12 protein-coding genes are annotated in these 13,835 nt (G+C 64.0%); all 12 read right to left on the bottom strand.

Annotated elements, in window-relative coordinates; all coding sequences use genetic code 11:
* Nucleotides 1–56: 56 nt before the first annotated feature.
* Nucleotides 57–1,844, bottom strand: coding sequence for an acyl-CoA dehydrogenase C-terminal domain-containing protein (locus tag ACU8YE_RS13605; RefSeq protein WP_232041942.1), 1,788 nt, complete (start codon nt 1,842–1,844; stop codon nt 57–59).
* A gap of 51 nt (nt 1,845–1,895) precedes the next feature.
* On the bottom strand, nt 1,896–2,486 hold the full coding sequence (locus tag ACU8YE_RS13600) for a TetR/AcrR family transcriptional regulator (protein ID WP_021196492.1): 591 nt from the start codon (nt 2,484–2,486) through the stop codon (nt 1,896–1,898).
* Between the two features lie 404 nt (nt 2,487–2,890).
* Nucleotides 2,891–4,555, bottom strand: a complete 1,665-nt coding sequence (locus tag ACU8YE_RS13595; RefSeq protein ID WP_446928932.1) for an acyl CoA:acetate/3-ketoacid CoA transferase — start codon at nt 4,553–4,555, stop codon at nt 2,891–2,893.
* A 41-nt stretch (nt 4,556–4,596) separates the two neighbouring features.
* Nucleotides 4,597–5,865, bottom strand: a complete 1,269-nt coding sequence (gene clsB, locus ACU8YE_RS13590; RefSeq protein ID WP_260803079.1) for a cardiolipin synthase ClsB — start codon at nt 5,863–5,865, stop codon at nt 4,597–4,599.
* Nucleotides 5,862–6,608: an endonuclease/exonuclease/phosphatase family protein gene (locus tag ACU8YE_RS13585; RefSeq protein WP_252691761.1), complete on the bottom strand. Its 747-nt coding sequence runs from the start codon at nt 6,606–6,608 to the stop codon at nt 5,862–5,864. Before ACU8YE_RS13585 ends, clsB begins: the two co-directional genes overlap by 4 nt.
* 1 nt (nt 6,609) lies before the next feature.
* Nucleotides 6,610–7,095 carry a dihydroneopterin triphosphate diphosphatase gene (gene nudB, locus ACU8YE_RS13580; protein ID WP_260803081.1) on the bottom strand — a complete coding sequence of 162 codons (486 nt, stop codon included), beginning with the start codon at nt 7,093–7,095 and terminating at the stop codon, nt 6,610–6,612.
* 116 nt (nt 7,096–7,211) lie between these two features.
* Nucleotides 7,212–8,072: a hypothetical protein gene (locus tag ACU8YE_RS13575; protein ID WP_446928931.1), complete on the bottom strand. Its 861-nt coding sequence runs from the start codon at nt 8,070–8,072 to the stop codon at nt 7,212–7,214.
* A 163-nt stretch (nt 8,073–8,235) separates the two neighbouring features.
* Complete coding sequence (gene aspS, locus ACU8YE_RS13570; RefSeq protein ID WP_232041936.1) at nt 8,236–10,062, bottom strand: aspartate--tRNA ligase; 1,827 nt, start codon at nt 10,060–10,062, stop codon at nt 8,236–8,238.
* Nucleotides 10,063–10,158: 96 nt separating this feature from the next.
* On the bottom strand, nt 10,159–10,896 hold the full coding sequence (locus ACU8YE_RS13565; RefSeq protein ID WP_232041935.1) for a DUF502 domain-containing protein: 738 nt from the start codon (nt 10,894–10,896) through the stop codon (nt 10,159–10,161).
* Between the two features lie 31 nt (nt 10,897–10,927).
* Nucleotides 10,928–11,272, bottom strand: a complete 345-nt coding sequence (locus tag ACU8YE_RS13560) for an FmdB family zinc ribbon protein (RefSeq protein ID WP_232041934.1) — start codon at nt 11,270–11,272, stop codon at nt 10,928–10,930.
* A 245-nt stretch (nt 11,273–11,517) separates the two neighbouring features.
* Nucleotides 11,518–12,957 carry a sodium:solute symporter family protein gene (locus ACU8YE_RS13555; RefSeq protein ID WP_232041933.1) on the bottom strand — a complete coding sequence of 480 codons (1,440 nt, stop codon included), beginning with the start codon at nt 12,955–12,957 and terminating at the stop codon, nt 11,518–11,520.
* A gap of 230 nt (nt 12,958–13,187) precedes the next feature.
* Entirely contained in the window at nt 13,188–13,817 is a 630-nt protein-coding gene (locus ACU8YE_RS13550; protein WP_446928930.1) for an SAM-dependent methyltransferase, read from the bottom strand.
* Nucleotides 13,818–13,835: the final 18 nt, after the last annotated feature.

Genomic DNA, 13,835 nt, shown 5'->3' with positions numbered 1-13,835 from the left:
TGAGGAGAGAGACAAGAGGGCGACGCGCGTGCGCGTCGCCCCAAGAGGATGACTGCTTAGAAGAGATCGGCTTCGAGTGCCATCAGCGTGGCGCCGCCGGCCCGTGCCATGCGAATCTGCGAAGCCGTTTCGGGCAGCAGCTTGGCGAAGTAGAAGCGCGCCGTTGCCAGCTTGACCTTGTAGAAGGTGTCGCCGCTGTCTTGCTTTTCCAGAGCGATCTTGGCCATACGGGCCCAGAAGTACGAGAACACCAGATGGCCGACCACGCGCAGGTACGGCACAGCAGCCGCGCCCACTTCGTCCGGATTGGCCATGGCCTTCATGCCGATTTCCATGGTCAGCTTCTGAACCTTGTCGCCGATGTCGGCCAGCGGGTTGATGAATTCCTGCATCGCTTCGTTGGTGCCTTCGGCTTCCACGAAGTCCTGCACCAGCTTGCCGAACTTCTTCATCTTGGCGCCCATGTCGCCAAGGATCTTGCGGCCCAGCAGGTCCAGCGACTGCACGGTGTTCGTGCCTTCGTAGATCATGTTGATGCGGGCGTCGCGCACGTACTGCTCCATGCCCCACTCGGCGATGTAGCCGTGGCCACCGAAGACCTGCATGCCTTCGTTGGTGGAGATGAATGCGTTGTCGCTCAGGAAGGCCTTGGCGATCGGGGTCAGCAGCGCGACGAGGTCAGCCGCGTCCTTGCGCACGGACTCGTCTTCGTGCGACAGCTCGCGGTCGATCTGCAGGGCGATCCAGTAGCTGAATGCGCGGCCACCTTCGGCAAACGCACGCTGGGTCAGCAGCATGCGGCGCACGTCCGGGTGCACGATGATCGGGTCGGCCGGCTTGTCCGGTGCCTTCGGGCCCGACAGGCTGCGCATCTGCAGGCGTTCCTTGGCGTAGGCAGCCGAGTTCTGGTACGCAACTTCGGTCAGGCCCAGGCTCTGCATGCCGACGCCCAGGCGGGCGGCGTTCATCATCACAAACATGGCGTTCAGGCCCTTGTTCGGTTCGCCGACCATCCAGCCCTTGGCACCATCCAGGTTGATCACGCAGGTGGCGTTGCCGTGGATGCCCATCTTGTGTTCGATGGAGCCGCACTTCACGCCGTTGCGCTCGCCCGGGTTGCCGTTGGCATCGGGGATGAACTTCGGCACTACGAACAACGAGATGCCCTTCGTGCCGCCCGGCGCATCCGGCAGGCGTGCCAGCACCAGGTGGATGATGTTTTCGGCCAGGTCGTGCTCGCCCGCCGAGATGAAGATCTTCGTGCCGGTAATGGCATACGAGCCATCGGCCAGCGGCTCGGCCTTGGTGCGCAGGATGCCGAGGTCGGTGCCGCAATGCGGCTCGGTCAGACACATCGTGCCGGTCCACACGCCCGACACCAGCTTCGGCAGGTAGCGCTGTTTGAGTTCGTCGGTACCGTGCGCGTGCAGCGCTTCGTACGCGCCATGCGAGAGGCCGGGATACATCGTCCAGGCCTGGTTGGCCGAATTCAGCATCTCGTACAGCGCGTTGTTGATCAGAATGGGCAAGCCCTGACCGCCGTATTCCGGATCGCAGCCCAGCGAGGGCCAGCCGGCCTCGACGTACTGTTGATACGCTTCCTTGAAGCCCTTCGGAGCAGTCACCACGCCGTCGCCGTGGTACGTGCAGCCTTCGCGATCGCCGGACTGATTGAGCGGGAAGATGACTTCGGAGCAGAACTTGCCGGCTTCCTCGATCACCTGATTGATGGTGTCGGCATCGATCTCCGCGTGCTGCGGCATTTGCTTCAGGTGGTCCTCCACGCCGAGAAGCTCGTGGAGAACAAACTGCATGTCACGCAGCGGTGCGGTGTATTGACCCATCTTGCAACTCCTTGGTGTGTACTGCGCGACCGCTAGGTGTGCGATGCCGCGTCAGGTTCGGTAAGACTGAATGAGTTTGTTGAGCGCCACCATGGCCAGCTCGGCGCTGTTCGGCAACCGCAGGAAACGCGCATCGTGATGCAGACCCAACTCCAGGCTGTACATCTCGAAGAGCATCAATTGCGGGTCCGCTTCTGCACGCAGATGGCCCTCTTCCTTTGCCTGTGCGATCGCGCGGGCCAATGCTGCACGCCAGATCGTCACGCTCTTGACGAGTTCGTCGCGCACCGGGCTTTCGGCACGATCGTCGTACTCCACCGCGCCGCTGATGTAGATGCAGCCCGTGGTCACTTCCTGAATGCGGCGCTCCATCCAGCGTCGCACCATGCTCCACAGGCGCGGCAGACCGCGCGGTTCCGTCAAGCTCGGGTAGAAGACTTCCTGCTCGAACCGTTTGTGATACTCGCGAACCACTTCCACCTGCAGATCCTCACGCGAGCCGAAGTGCGCGAACACCCCGCTCTTGCTCATCTGCATGCGCTCCGCGAGCACACCGATCGTCAATCCTTCCAGTCCGTCGCGCGAGGCCAGTTCCAGCGCGGCATCGAGAATCGCTGCACGCGTCAGCTCGCCCTTGCGCATCGGCGTGGCTGCTGCGTGATTCGATTCGAGACGAGCGGTCGGGTGACGCATGATGATTTCTCTCCGTTCTTTTCTGGGGCGTGACACGCGAAATAAATGGCTTCTTGCGGGGCGCCTTTCGCATGCCGGGCAGGACTGTAAACCAGCCTGCGCAAACACTCTAGCCCAAAATCGAACGGTCGTTCAATTATTTACAGGGGCCCTTGGAGCGGCAAGTGTTTTATTAGAAAGCGGCATCTAAATGGCAATACGGAATCGCCATCTTTCGCAGTGCAGCGCAGATCGTGCAAACCCTTTATTTGAAAGGCTTTGCAGGATGTGCGCCGCACCCAGAAAACGCGAGCGGCGCAGCATAATTGATGAATTTTCTAGTACTACTCATCAGTAAATAAACTGGTGGAAATTCAGCCCGGCTTGATGCCTGCGCACATGGCGCCACGGCGGAAGATGCGGGCGTCCATTTCACGCAGATCAGTTGCCACGGCAACCTCCGCAGCGCACTGGTCTAACACGTCGCGGTGCAGATCGATGCCGGGAGCGATTTCGGTCAGTGTAAGGCGCCGTGTGCCGTGGCCATCGTCGCGCATCTCGAAGACGGCGCGTTCCGTCACGTAGCGCACGGGAATGCCTGATTGCGCCGCATATTCACCGTTGAAGGTCAGATGCGAGACGGCGGGCACGATCTTCTTGAGCCGTCCTTCCCGCACGATGCGCAGTTTGCCGTCCTCGGCTTCGACTTGAAGGCCGCCAGCGGTGAGCGTGCCCATGAACACGACCGAGCGCGCGCTCTGCGTGATGTTGATGAAGCCGCCGACACCTGCGACGACGGTGTCACCGCCCTCACCAAACAGGCTGACGTTGACGTTGCCGGCACCGTCCAACTCTGCCAGCCCGAGGATGGCGAGATCGATGCCGCCACCTTCGTAGAAGTCGAACTGCGCAGGCTGGTCCACCACGGCTTCAGGATAGGCCGAGGCGCCGAAGCTGAGGCCATCTGCCGGCGTGCCGCCGATTGGGCCGGCCTCCACGGTGAGCGTAAAGCCACGCGCGCCCTCCTGTTCAGCCAGTGCGCCGACAGCTGCGGGCATGCCGACGCCCAGGTTCACGACGCGCGGTTGCTGCGCCATCAGTTCCAGCACGGCACGACGTTGCACCAGCGTGCGGGCATCGAGCGCGCCGTGCTGGCTCGTCTCGAGCGCCTCGCTCGCTTCAATGGCGTCTTCCTTGAGTTGGATCGCCTCACCTTGCCAGGGGCGGATATAGGTCGGGTTGAACGCCTCTCCGAAGGTCATCTGGTGTTCTGTTTCATCGTCGGCGACGACCACGTAATCGACGAGGATGCCCGGCACGTGGATCGCCTGCAGGTTGTCGTGCCGATCGACGAGCCGACGCACTTGCGCGATGACGATGCCACCCGAGTTGCGTGCGGCCTGTGCCATGGCCAGCAGTTCGTGGTGAAAGGCTTCTTCGTGGGTGCTGATATTGCCGCGCGGGTCGGCGGCCGTGCCGCGCAGAAAGACGCAGTGCAGCGGAAAGCTGGGGTAGAAGAGATAGTCTTCGCCGCGAAAGCGCTCGTACTCAACCCACGAGGCTGTGCCAGCAGCGCGTGCTGCCTTGGCGCGGGCGTTGATGGCGCCGCCGTGGTAACGCGCGTCAAGCTCCGTGCGTGGGTCGACGAAGGTGTGCAGACCCATCTTGGTCAGCACGCCGGGCTTGCCACCCGCGATGGCGCGGTACAGATGCGTGAGCACGCCCTGGGGCAGGTTGAACGCATCGCATTGCTCGGCAAGCGCCAGGTCCGCCAGTCGTGTGGCGGAGCGCCAATGCCCGCCGACCACACAGCGCGTCATCCCGGGATTGCCGAAGTGGTTGACGCCGCGCGTGGCACGATCGCCTTGTCCGGCGGAGTAGACCAGTGTGAGATCGCGCGGCTCGCCGGTGGCCAGAAAGCGCCGCTCCAGCGCGTGCGTGACGGCCTCTGCATGGCCCGCGCCGACAAATCCGGCGCATGCGACCGTCCACTCCGGCTGTACCAACCGCGCCGCCTCATCGGCTGTGATGACTTGCATGTCTCCTCCGTCTTGTTATGTTTTTGCAGATGCCTGCACCGCTAATACTGCGCTGCGCGCCCGCTGATGACGACGCCAAGGCGCACGAGGCGGTAGGCGCACCAATCTGCCAGGCGCCACCACCAGCGGCGCGCTGCGTGCTCATCAGCCAGGACGCGGCGTGCGTGATGAGTGATCGCGTCTTCAAGTGCGCCGCGCAATTCGTTGGCCACGGTCGCATCCCACGCGACGACGTTGGCTTCGCGTGCCAGCAGCAGGCTGAACGGGTCGATGTTGCTGGAGCCGATCGTGGCCCATCGATCGTCCACCACGGCTACCTTGGCATGCAGGAAGCTGGACGTGTATTCGTGGATCTCAACGTTGTCGCGCAACAGCATGTGATACAGCGACCGCGTCGCGTAGTGCTGCAACCGATATTCGACCTGCCCCTGCAGCAACAGCCGCACGCGCACACCGCGCCGTCGGCATGCAGCCAGCGCGCGCATGAAACGCACGCCCGGCAGGAAGTACGCGTTGGCAATGATCACCTCGTGCCGCGCCACACCCAGCGCGCGCAGATACTCGCGTTCGATCGCACGCCGGTTACGGACGTTGTCACGCAGCACCAGCGAAGCCAACACGGTGCCCGGTGCGCGCTCACTTTCTCGTCCGGAAGCGCCGCGATGCCGTGGCCGCGGCGTATCCGTCATCACCGGAAACTCGGCGGCAACGCCTGTGACGCCCACCTCCCGCATGCCAGCGCGTACGCCCATCTGCCACCAGAGCCGGTCGACGGTCAGCGCAATCTGCGCGACCAGCGGCCCGCGTACCCGCACTGCAAAGTCGTAACGCGGCCCCAGCGCAGCGTCGTGAAATGGCGCGTGATTCAGGTCGTCGATGATGTTGATGCCGCCCACGAACGCCACGTCGTCATCGATGACGACGATCTTCCGATGCAGCCGTCGCAAGTAGCGGCGCTGCAGGCGAAAGCCGCGCACCGGACGATAGATGCGCAAGCTCACGCCCGCCGCTTCGAGCATTGCGCCGATGCTGTCGGGCAGCAGCCCGGTGCCGAAGCCGTCGATGGTCAGGTTGACATCCACGCCGCGGCGCGCCGCGCGGGCGAGCGCTTCTGTCACGCTGTGGGCGGTGGCGTCGTCGCTGTAGATGTAGGTTTCGAGCGCAACGCGGCGTTGCGCGGCGTCGATTGCCTCGATCAAGGCTGGGAAGAACTCGGCACCGCCGCACAGCAGGTCGACGTCGTTGCCCGGCAGGGGCTTACCCCGCCGCCACTCCGAGCGCAGCGGCCCTGCATCGCGAACGACCCTCATGAATGTGCCAGTTCCGCCAGCAGGGGCACGTGATCAGAGCGCTGCGCCCATTCGCGGCCCGTCAACGCATGCGCACGTTCGATCTCAAACCCGCGCACGTAAATGCGGTCCAGCCGCAACCAGGGCATGTGGCTCGGGAAAGTGCGCACCGGGCGCGCATCGGCGGCCTTGTCGGCCACTTCGGTCGCACCCAGCGCCTGGCAGATCATGCGATCGAGCCGGTTGTTCCAATCGTTGAAATCACCCGCCACCACCAGCGGCGCATCCGGTGGCACGACGGAACGCACGCGATCGACGAGCGCCTCTGCCTGCCGCAACCGGCTGCGGGCAAACAGGCCGAAGTGAGCGCACAGCAAATGGACCTCTCCAAAGCCGAGATCGGTCACGGCGTGCAGCAGGCCGCGCTGCTCGAAACGGTGGTCGGAGATATCGAGGTTTTCCGACAGCAGGATCGGGAACCGCGAGAGGATAGCGTTGCCGTGGTGGCCATGCTCGTAGACGGCGTTGCGGCCATAGACCGAGTGCGGATAGACGTCGGTCGCAAGGTAGCGCAGCTGCGTGTAGTTCGGATCGAACAGCTCGGCGGCAACCAGGCGGTCGTTGCGGTCCTGTACTTCCTGCAGGAAGACGATGTCGGCGTCCATCGTATGCAGGCCCTGCCGCACGTCATGCACGCGCACGCGCCGCGCGATGCCTGTCACGCCTTTGTGGATGTTGTAGGTGGCAACGCGCAAACGGAGCATGTCAGGCTCGGTCCTTTGTCAGTGCGGCCTGACGCGCGTGATAGGCAGCAAGGCGTTCGGGCAACTGCAAAATGGCCTCGGCGTTGCTGCGGGAGAAGCACCGCGCGGCGGCATCCTGGTAGGGCAGCCATTCGGCCTGCACATGCTCGCGTGGGGACATCCGCACCGGCACCTTGCCACTCACCAGCAAACCGAACCAATGCTCGGTGTTGCGCGTGATGCCCGGTGCGTAACGGTGCCGCCAATGCGGGTAGATCTCGTATTCGATGTGGTGGCCCCAATCGATCAGATGATGCTGGGCCGCGTCGATACCGGTTTCTTCGAACACCTCGCGGCGAGCGGTATCAGACAGGGGTTCGTCGAGCGCATCGCAACTGCCCGTCACGGATTGCCAGAAGCCCGGACGATCTGCCCGCTCCATCACCAACACATGCAGATCGGGCGTGTGAATGACGACGAGAACGGAGACGGGAATCTTGTGCGACATGGGTGCGGTTGCTGCGTGCTTCGATGGGCGGCGCGATCGCGCTGCAAGGCAATAGCTTACCGCAGCCAGAAGCGTGCCACCGTGACGTTCAGCGTGCCGCCATGCCGTGGCAACAATCAGGCAGCCCGCAGCGGCCCTTGACCCGTGCGCGTGCGGGCGAGCCACAGCGCCGTCTCATCCGCCGCCGTTTCGTGACCCAACTCGCGGCGGGCCGCGGCCAGCAGCGGATCGAGCATCGCAGCATAGTCTTCGGCCGCGCGCTGTGATTGCGCCCACAACGCTTCTGTACGCTCGCCGATTTGTTGGCGCAGCGCAGCGAGCTGTGCGGTCAACTCGCGTTCGCGATTGCCCAGCGTGTTGAATTTCTGAATGAGGAAGCGCTGCACATCCGTCTGCTCCGATTGAGCGTTGGCCTGATCGAAGCGTTCAACGATGGCCAAAGTCTCGCGCTCGATGCGATGCAATTCGCTGGTGCCCTCACGTTCAGCGGTCTCCAGCGCTTGCAGGGCGCGGCGTTCGGCCTGCAGAACACGCGCGTGGTCGGCAAAGCGGAGTTCTGCCGCCAAGTGAGCTTCGGCCAGGGGGCGCGGCGTGTCGTAGACAAGCGGATGCACCGGCATGCTTGGTGCGGCGGGAGGCAACGCCGTTTCGGGCAAACGCAGGTTGGCGACCGCGTGCAGCCACCGCATCCGCTCTGCCGCAAGGTGACCCAGCGCGCGCATCGCCTCCGCCAGACCCGGAGACGTCGCCGATACAGGTACGCCAGGATGTGCGCTCTGCGCCGCTGCCGCGATCTCTGGCACGCAGGCCGCAACCGTGGTGGCCACAGCCTCGGCCATCGCCACGGCGGCGCGCCGGGTGGCGCGGCGGATTTCGATCCAGGCCAGCAGCATCACCACCAGCGCGGCGATCAGCCAGGTGAGCAGGAACTCCGCGTGGGCGACGACCCATGTGCGCGCAAAGTCGATGTAGTCCATCTAAACACTCCTCCTTCGTTGTCACCCAACGTGACAGAAACGAAAGATTCGGTTTAGCACGCAATGTTCCCGATTGCTGCGCGTTGCCTGGCAGGCGCCCAAAAACAAACCGCGCCGCCCTTGTCGGGCGGCGCGGTTTGTTGTGGAGCGTCAGCGCGGGCGCTTAGGCAGTCGTTGCGGCCGTCGGTGCAGCCACTTTGGCCTCGGCGGCGCGCAGGCGGATGTGCAATTCGCGCAATTGCTTTTCGTCGACCGGGCTCGGGGCCTGCGTGAGCAGATCCTGCGCACGCTGCGTCTTCGGGAAGGCGATCACGTCGCGGATCGAGTCCGCGCCGGCCATCATCGTGACGACGCGGTCGAGACCAAACGCGATACCGCCGTGCGGAGGCGCACCGTACTGCAGTGCGTCCAGCAGGAAGCCGAACTTGGCACGCGCTTCCTCATCGTTGATCTTCAGCGCGCGGAACACCTTGCTCTGCACTTCTTCGCGATAGATCCGCACCGAGCCGCCGCCGATTTCCCAGCCGTTGAGCACCATGTCGTAAGCCTTGGCGATGCACTTGCCCGGATCGGTTTCCAGGTATTCCAGGTGCTCGTCCTTCGGGCTCGTGAACGGGTGGTGCATGGCAACCCAGCGCGCGTCATCCTCGTCGTACTCGAACATCGGGAAGTCGATCACCCACAGCGGCTTCCAGGCGTCTTCGAACAGCCCGTTGCTCTTGGCGAAGTCCGAATGGCCTACCTTCAGGCGCAGCGCACCCATCGCGTCGTTGACGACCTTCGCGCGGTCAGCACCGAAGAACAGGATGTCGCCATCCTGTGCGCCGCTGCGCTTGAGGATCTCGGCGATCGCCGCGTCGTGCAGGTTCTTCACGATCGGCGATTGCAGGCCGTCGCGGCCCTTGGCCACTTCGTTGACCTTGATCCAGGCCAGGCCCTTGGCGCCGTAGATTTCGACGAACTTGGTGTAGGCGTCGATATCGCCACGCGACAGGGAAGCACCACCCGGTACGCGCAGTGCCACGACGCGGCCGCCTTCGGCGTTGGCCGGGCCCGAGAACACCTTGAAGTCGACGTCCTTCATGGCGTCGGTCAGTTCGGTGAATTCCAGCTTGACGCGCAGGTCCGGCTTGTCCGAACCGAAGCGGGCCATCGCCTCGCGGAACTCCATCACCGGGAACTTGGCGTCCAGCTCGACCGACATGGTGTTCTTGAACACCGTGCGGATCATCTCTTCAAACAGGTCGCGGATTTCCTGCTCGGTCAGGAACGACGTTTCGCAGTCGATCTGGGTGAATTCGGGCTGGCGGTCAGCGCGCAGGTCTTCGTCGCGGAAGCACTTGGTGATCTGGTAGTAGCGGTCGAAGCCCGACACCATCAGCATCTGCTTGAAGAGCTGCGGCGATTGCGGCAGCGCGAAGAACTGGCCGGCGTTCACGCGCGAGGGCACGAGGTAGTCGCGCGCGCCTTCCGGCGTGCTCTTGGTCAGCATCGGCGTTTCGATGTCGATGAAGCCCTTGTCGTCCAGGTACTTGCGCACTTCCATCGCGACCTTGTAGCGCAGGCGCAGGTTGTACTGCATCTGCGGGCGACGCAGGTCCAGCACGCGGTGCGTCAGGCGCGTGGTTTCGGACAGGTTGTCGTCGTCCAGTTGGAACGGGGGCGTGACGGAAGCGTTGAGCACCGTCAGCTCGTGGCACAGCACTTCGACCTTGCCGCTGGTCAGGTTGGCGTTGGTGGTGCCTTCCGGGCGGGCGCGCACGACGCCCTTCACCTGCAGGCAGAACTCATTGCGCACACCTTCGGCGACCTTGAACATCTCCGGGCGGTCCGGGTCGCACACGACCTGCACCAGGCCTTCACGGTCGCGCAGGTCGATGAAGATCACGCCGCCGTGGTCACGACGACGATGGGCCCAGCCCGACAGCGTGACGCTCTGGCCGAGCAGTTGTTCGGTGACCTGACCGCAGTATTGAGTACGCATTTGCATGTTGTGTTTTTCCGCGAAGCGCGCCGCCAAGAAAGCGTCGCGCGTGAAAGTTGATCGGGGGGCCGGGGTCGATTCGACTTCGTTCGTATCGCCGGCTCAGGGTGCCGCGATGGCGCCGCCCTCTGCGGGCAGCGCGGTCGGATTCGAAGGGTCGCGCGGCTCTTGAGCCGGCGACCGGTCCTCCGTCTGTGGCGAGGCATCGGGCGGGTCCATGCGGCGCGGCAGCGCTTCGGGCGCCACGACCCCCATCGACACGATGTACTTGAGCGCCGCATCCACCGTCATGTCCAGCTCGATGGTGTCAGCCTTGGGCATCATCAGGAAGAAGCCCGATGTCGGGTTGGGCGTGGTCGGCACGTACACGCTGACGTACTCGCCCTGCAGGTGGTTCTCGACATCACCGCCGGGGCGGCCAGTCAGGAACGCGATTGTCCACGAGCCTTCGCGCGGGTATTGCACCAACAGGGCCTTGCGGAACGCATTGCCGTTGGACGAAAGCAGCGTGTCCGACACCTGCTTCACGCTCGAATAGATCGGGCCGACCACGGGAATGCGGCCCACGAGCGCTTCCCACCACAGCACCAGCTTCTGGCCGATGAAGTTGTGCGCCAGCACGCCCACGATCAGGATGAACGCCAGCGTGAGAATCGCGCCCACGCCAGGAATGCGCCGGCCAAATAGCTGATCGGGCTGCCATGCCGACGGCAGCAGCGCCAGGCTCTGGTCCATCGTGCCGATGATGAGCGACAGCACCCACAGCGTGATCGCAAGCGGGACAAGCACCAGAAGACCGGTCAGGAACCATGTCTTGAGTGCGCTGGTTTTCTGTTTCATGGGGCGATGGACCGAAAGGTGAGCGATGCGATCAGTGGCAGGCGCACGACGTGCCGCAACCACCGGACGCAGCCGGCGTGCTCGCACTGGACGACGCGCTGTCCGACGACGCGGCCGGTGCGGCGGCGGGCGCAGCGGCATCCGCCTTGGCCGCCGTACCGGTCGCGGGCGCCGCAGCCGATGCACCGCCCGAACCGCCGCGGAAGTCCGTCACATACCAGCCCGAGCCCTTGAGCTGGAAGCCGGCAGCAGTGAGCTGCTTCTTGAACGCCGGCGCGCCGCATGCGGGGCAATCCGTCAGCGGCGCGTCGCTCATCTTCTGCAGCACATCTTTGGCGTGGCCGCAGGCGTCGCATCGATAAGCATAGATCGGCATGGTGTCCTCACCCTGGAACAAACAAATGACAAGTAAGCGATTGGATTGCCCGCCCAGACCGCGAACGCAGTGCGGGAAATACGCACGGGCTCGCGAAAGATTGGGGCAACTGCGCGCCATACAAGTGCTGGCGCGCAAAGCCTTGAATTATAAACCCTTTTGCGGGAATTCCCGACCGTAGATTCGGATCGGGCGATGGCGGTGCGCGACAAAGTGGCACACCGCGCACGCCTGCAGCGGGGCGCTCAGGCTTGCGTGGCCGCCTTGGTGGTCGGCGCGCGGTTCGCGATCCACTGCGGTCCGAGCGAGCCCAGGACCATTGCGCCGAAACTGGCCAGGAGGCCAACCAATTGTGGCGGAAGCATCGCATCAGGCAGGAACACTTCGCACCAGATCCACGCCGCAAGGCCCAGGATGATGGCCAGCAGACCGCCCTGCTTGGTCGCACGCTTCCAGAACAGACCGAAGGCCAGCGGCACGAAAGCGGCCACGAGCGTTACCTTGTAAGCACTTTCGACCATGTGGAAGATTGACAGATGCGAGTTCAGCGCGAACAACGTCACCAGCACCGTGAAGGTCAGCACCACAGCCTGCATCACGCGCAGAAAGCGCTTGTCATCCATGTTGGGCAACAGCGGGCGCAGCACGTTTTCGGCAAACGTCACGGACGGCGCCAGCAGCGTCGCACTCGCGCAGCTCTTGATGGCTGAGAGCAGCGCGCCGAAGAACATCACCTGCGCGAAGATCGGCGCATGCTGCAGCACCAGGTTCGGCAAAATCATCTGCGAATCGGTGTCGATGTACTTTGCGACCATCTCCGGGTCAATGAGCGTGGCGGAATACGCCAGGAACATCGGCACGAACGCAAACATGAAGTACAGCACGCCGCCCAGCACCGACGCCGTGCCGGCGATGCGCTCGGTGCGCGACGATGTCACCCGCTGGAACACGTCCTGCTGCGGGATCGAGCCGAGCATCATGGTGATCCACGCCGTCACGAAGCCGATGACCTCGATCGGGTTGAACGCCGGCCAAAACGAGAACTTGCCCGAAGCCGCCGCGTGCGCCACCACCGTGCCCACGCCACCAGCCTGCCCCGACACCTCCCAGCCGATGTACAGCATGCCGATCACGATGATGATCATCTGGATGAAATCCGTCACCGCCACCGACCACATGCCGCCGAACAGCGTGTAGACGAGCACGCTGCCCGCGCCAATCATCATCCCGAGGTCTTGCGAGACCGCGCCGTCAGACACGGTGTAGAACACCAGGCCCAGCGCCTTGATCTGCGCCGCCACCCAGCCCAGGTACGACACGACGATGCACAAGGTGGTCAGCGTTTCGGCCACGCGGCCAAAGCGGTTGCGATAGAAGTCACCAATGGTGAGCAGGTTCATCCGGTACAGCGGCTTGGCGAAGAACAAACCCACCAAGATCAGGCACAGCGACGAACCAAACGGATCGGCCACCACACCGTGCAGGCCATCCTTGAGAAATTCTGCGGGAATCCCGAGCACCGCCTCGGAGCCAAACCAGGTGGCGAACACCGTTGCCGTCACGACGTAGAACGGCAGGCTGCGGCCAGCCACGGCGAAGTCGGCGGTATTGCGCACCCGCAGTGCAGCCCATAGGCCGATACCGACCGAAATTACCCAGTAAATAATGACAAACCAGATCAGCATGGCAGCGCGGAAAGAAGCTGGAAAACCCCATGGCGGCCAGGTTTTGGGCCCCTGGGCGCGGGCAAAGTGGCCGGATTATAGCGATGGGACCGGGTGCCGGGGCATCGGCGCGACCACGAACGCCGCCCCGTTTGCCAGATTTCCAGGCACCCGCCCGCAACGGGCGTCGGTAGGCTTTTTGTTGACCACGGCCCATGTTGCTTTGCACCAACACTGACCGGGAAAACGCATCAATCGGCGCGGCGGCGCCAGACTTGCCAGCGCTCACGCCCGGCAAACACCGGAATGGAATCGGCCTCGGCGATGGGCATATCGCTGATGCGCTCGAACGCCGGCGACAACAGCGCATCCAGCTCGGGTTGCGTGGTCTCGAACGGCGGCCCCTTGGGCGCCGCCTCACGGCCTTCCACCACGGCAAAGAAGCCGGCCAGCAACCCGCCAGGCGGGAGCAGTTTTGCCACCTGCGCGGCGTAATCTGGCCACAGACGACGCGGCATGGCGCACAGGAAAGCGCGTTCGTAGATCCATTGCACCGGACGAGGCGGCGAAAAGCGGAAGAAATCCGCCAACTCGACCACGTCGGCGTGCGGACCCAGCACGGCCTTGGCCGATGCCACGGCATTCGGCGCAAAGTCGATGGCCGTGGCCGGCCAGCCGCGCTCGGCCAGCCAGCCGGCTTCGTAGGCGTTGCCGCAACCGGGAATCAGCGTGGAAAGCGGCGCGGGCTGCGCTTCGCAGAATTGCCGGAACGCGGCGGGCACACCGGCGGCGTCCCAGGGCGTGTGCTCGCGGCTGAAGCGTTCGTCCCAGAAAGCGGGATCGGCGGCGTCACGAGACTGGAAGACGGGCGGTTGGGCCATGGCGCTCGAAAGTTGACA

It is taken from the genome of Ralstonia sp. VS2407 (genome assembly GCF_052950655.1).
This window is presented reverse-complemented; position numbering and strand designations above follow the sequence as displayed.

Coding starts and splice junctions, on each gene's coding strand:
- ACU8YE_RS13605 (WP_232041942.1), bottom strand. CDS start 1,844: ATGGGTCAATACACCGCACCGCTGCGTGACATGCAGTTTGTTCTCCAC.
- ACU8YE_RS13600 (WP_021196492.1), bottom strand. CDS start 2,486: ATGCGCAAGGGCGAGCTGACGCGTGCAGCGATTCTCGATGCCGCGCTG.
- ACU8YE_RS13595 (WP_446928932.1), bottom strand. CDS start 4,555: ATGCAAGTCATCACAGCCGATGAGGCGGCGCGGTTGGTACAGCCGGAG.
- clsB (WP_260803079.1), bottom strand. CDS start 5,865: ATGAGGGTCGTTCGCGATGCAGGGCCGCTGCGCTCGGAGTGGCGGCGG.
- ACU8YE_RS13585 (WP_252691761.1), bottom strand. CDS start 6,608: ATGCTCCGTTTGCGCGTTGCCACCTACAACATCCACAAAGGCGTGACA.
- nudB (WP_260803081.1), bottom strand. CDS start 7,095: ATGTCGCACAAGATTCCCGTCTCCGTTCTCGTCGTCATTCACACGCCC.
- ACU8YE_RS13575 (WP_446928931.1), bottom strand. CDS start 8,072: ATGGACTACATCGACTTTGCGCGCACATGGGTCGTCGCCCACGCGGAG.
- aspS (WP_232041936.1), bottom strand. CDS start 10,062: ATGCAAATGCGTACTCAATACTGCGGTCAGGTCACCGAACAACTGCTC.
- ACU8YE_RS13565 (WP_232041935.1), bottom strand. CDS start 10,896: ATGAAACAGAAAACCAGCGCACTCAAGACATGGTTCCTGACCGGTCTT.
- ACU8YE_RS13560 (WP_232041934.1), bottom strand. CDS start 11,272: ATGCCGATCTATGCTTATCGATGCGACGCCTGCGGCCACGCCAAAGAT.
- ACU8YE_RS13555 (WP_232041933.1), bottom strand. CDS start 12,957: ATGCTGATCTGGTTTGTCATTATTTACTGGGTAATTTCGGTCGGTATC.
- ACU8YE_RS13550 (WP_446928930.1), bottom strand. CDS start 13,817: ATGGCCCAACCGCCCGTCTTCCAGTCTCGTGACGCCGCCGATCCCGCT.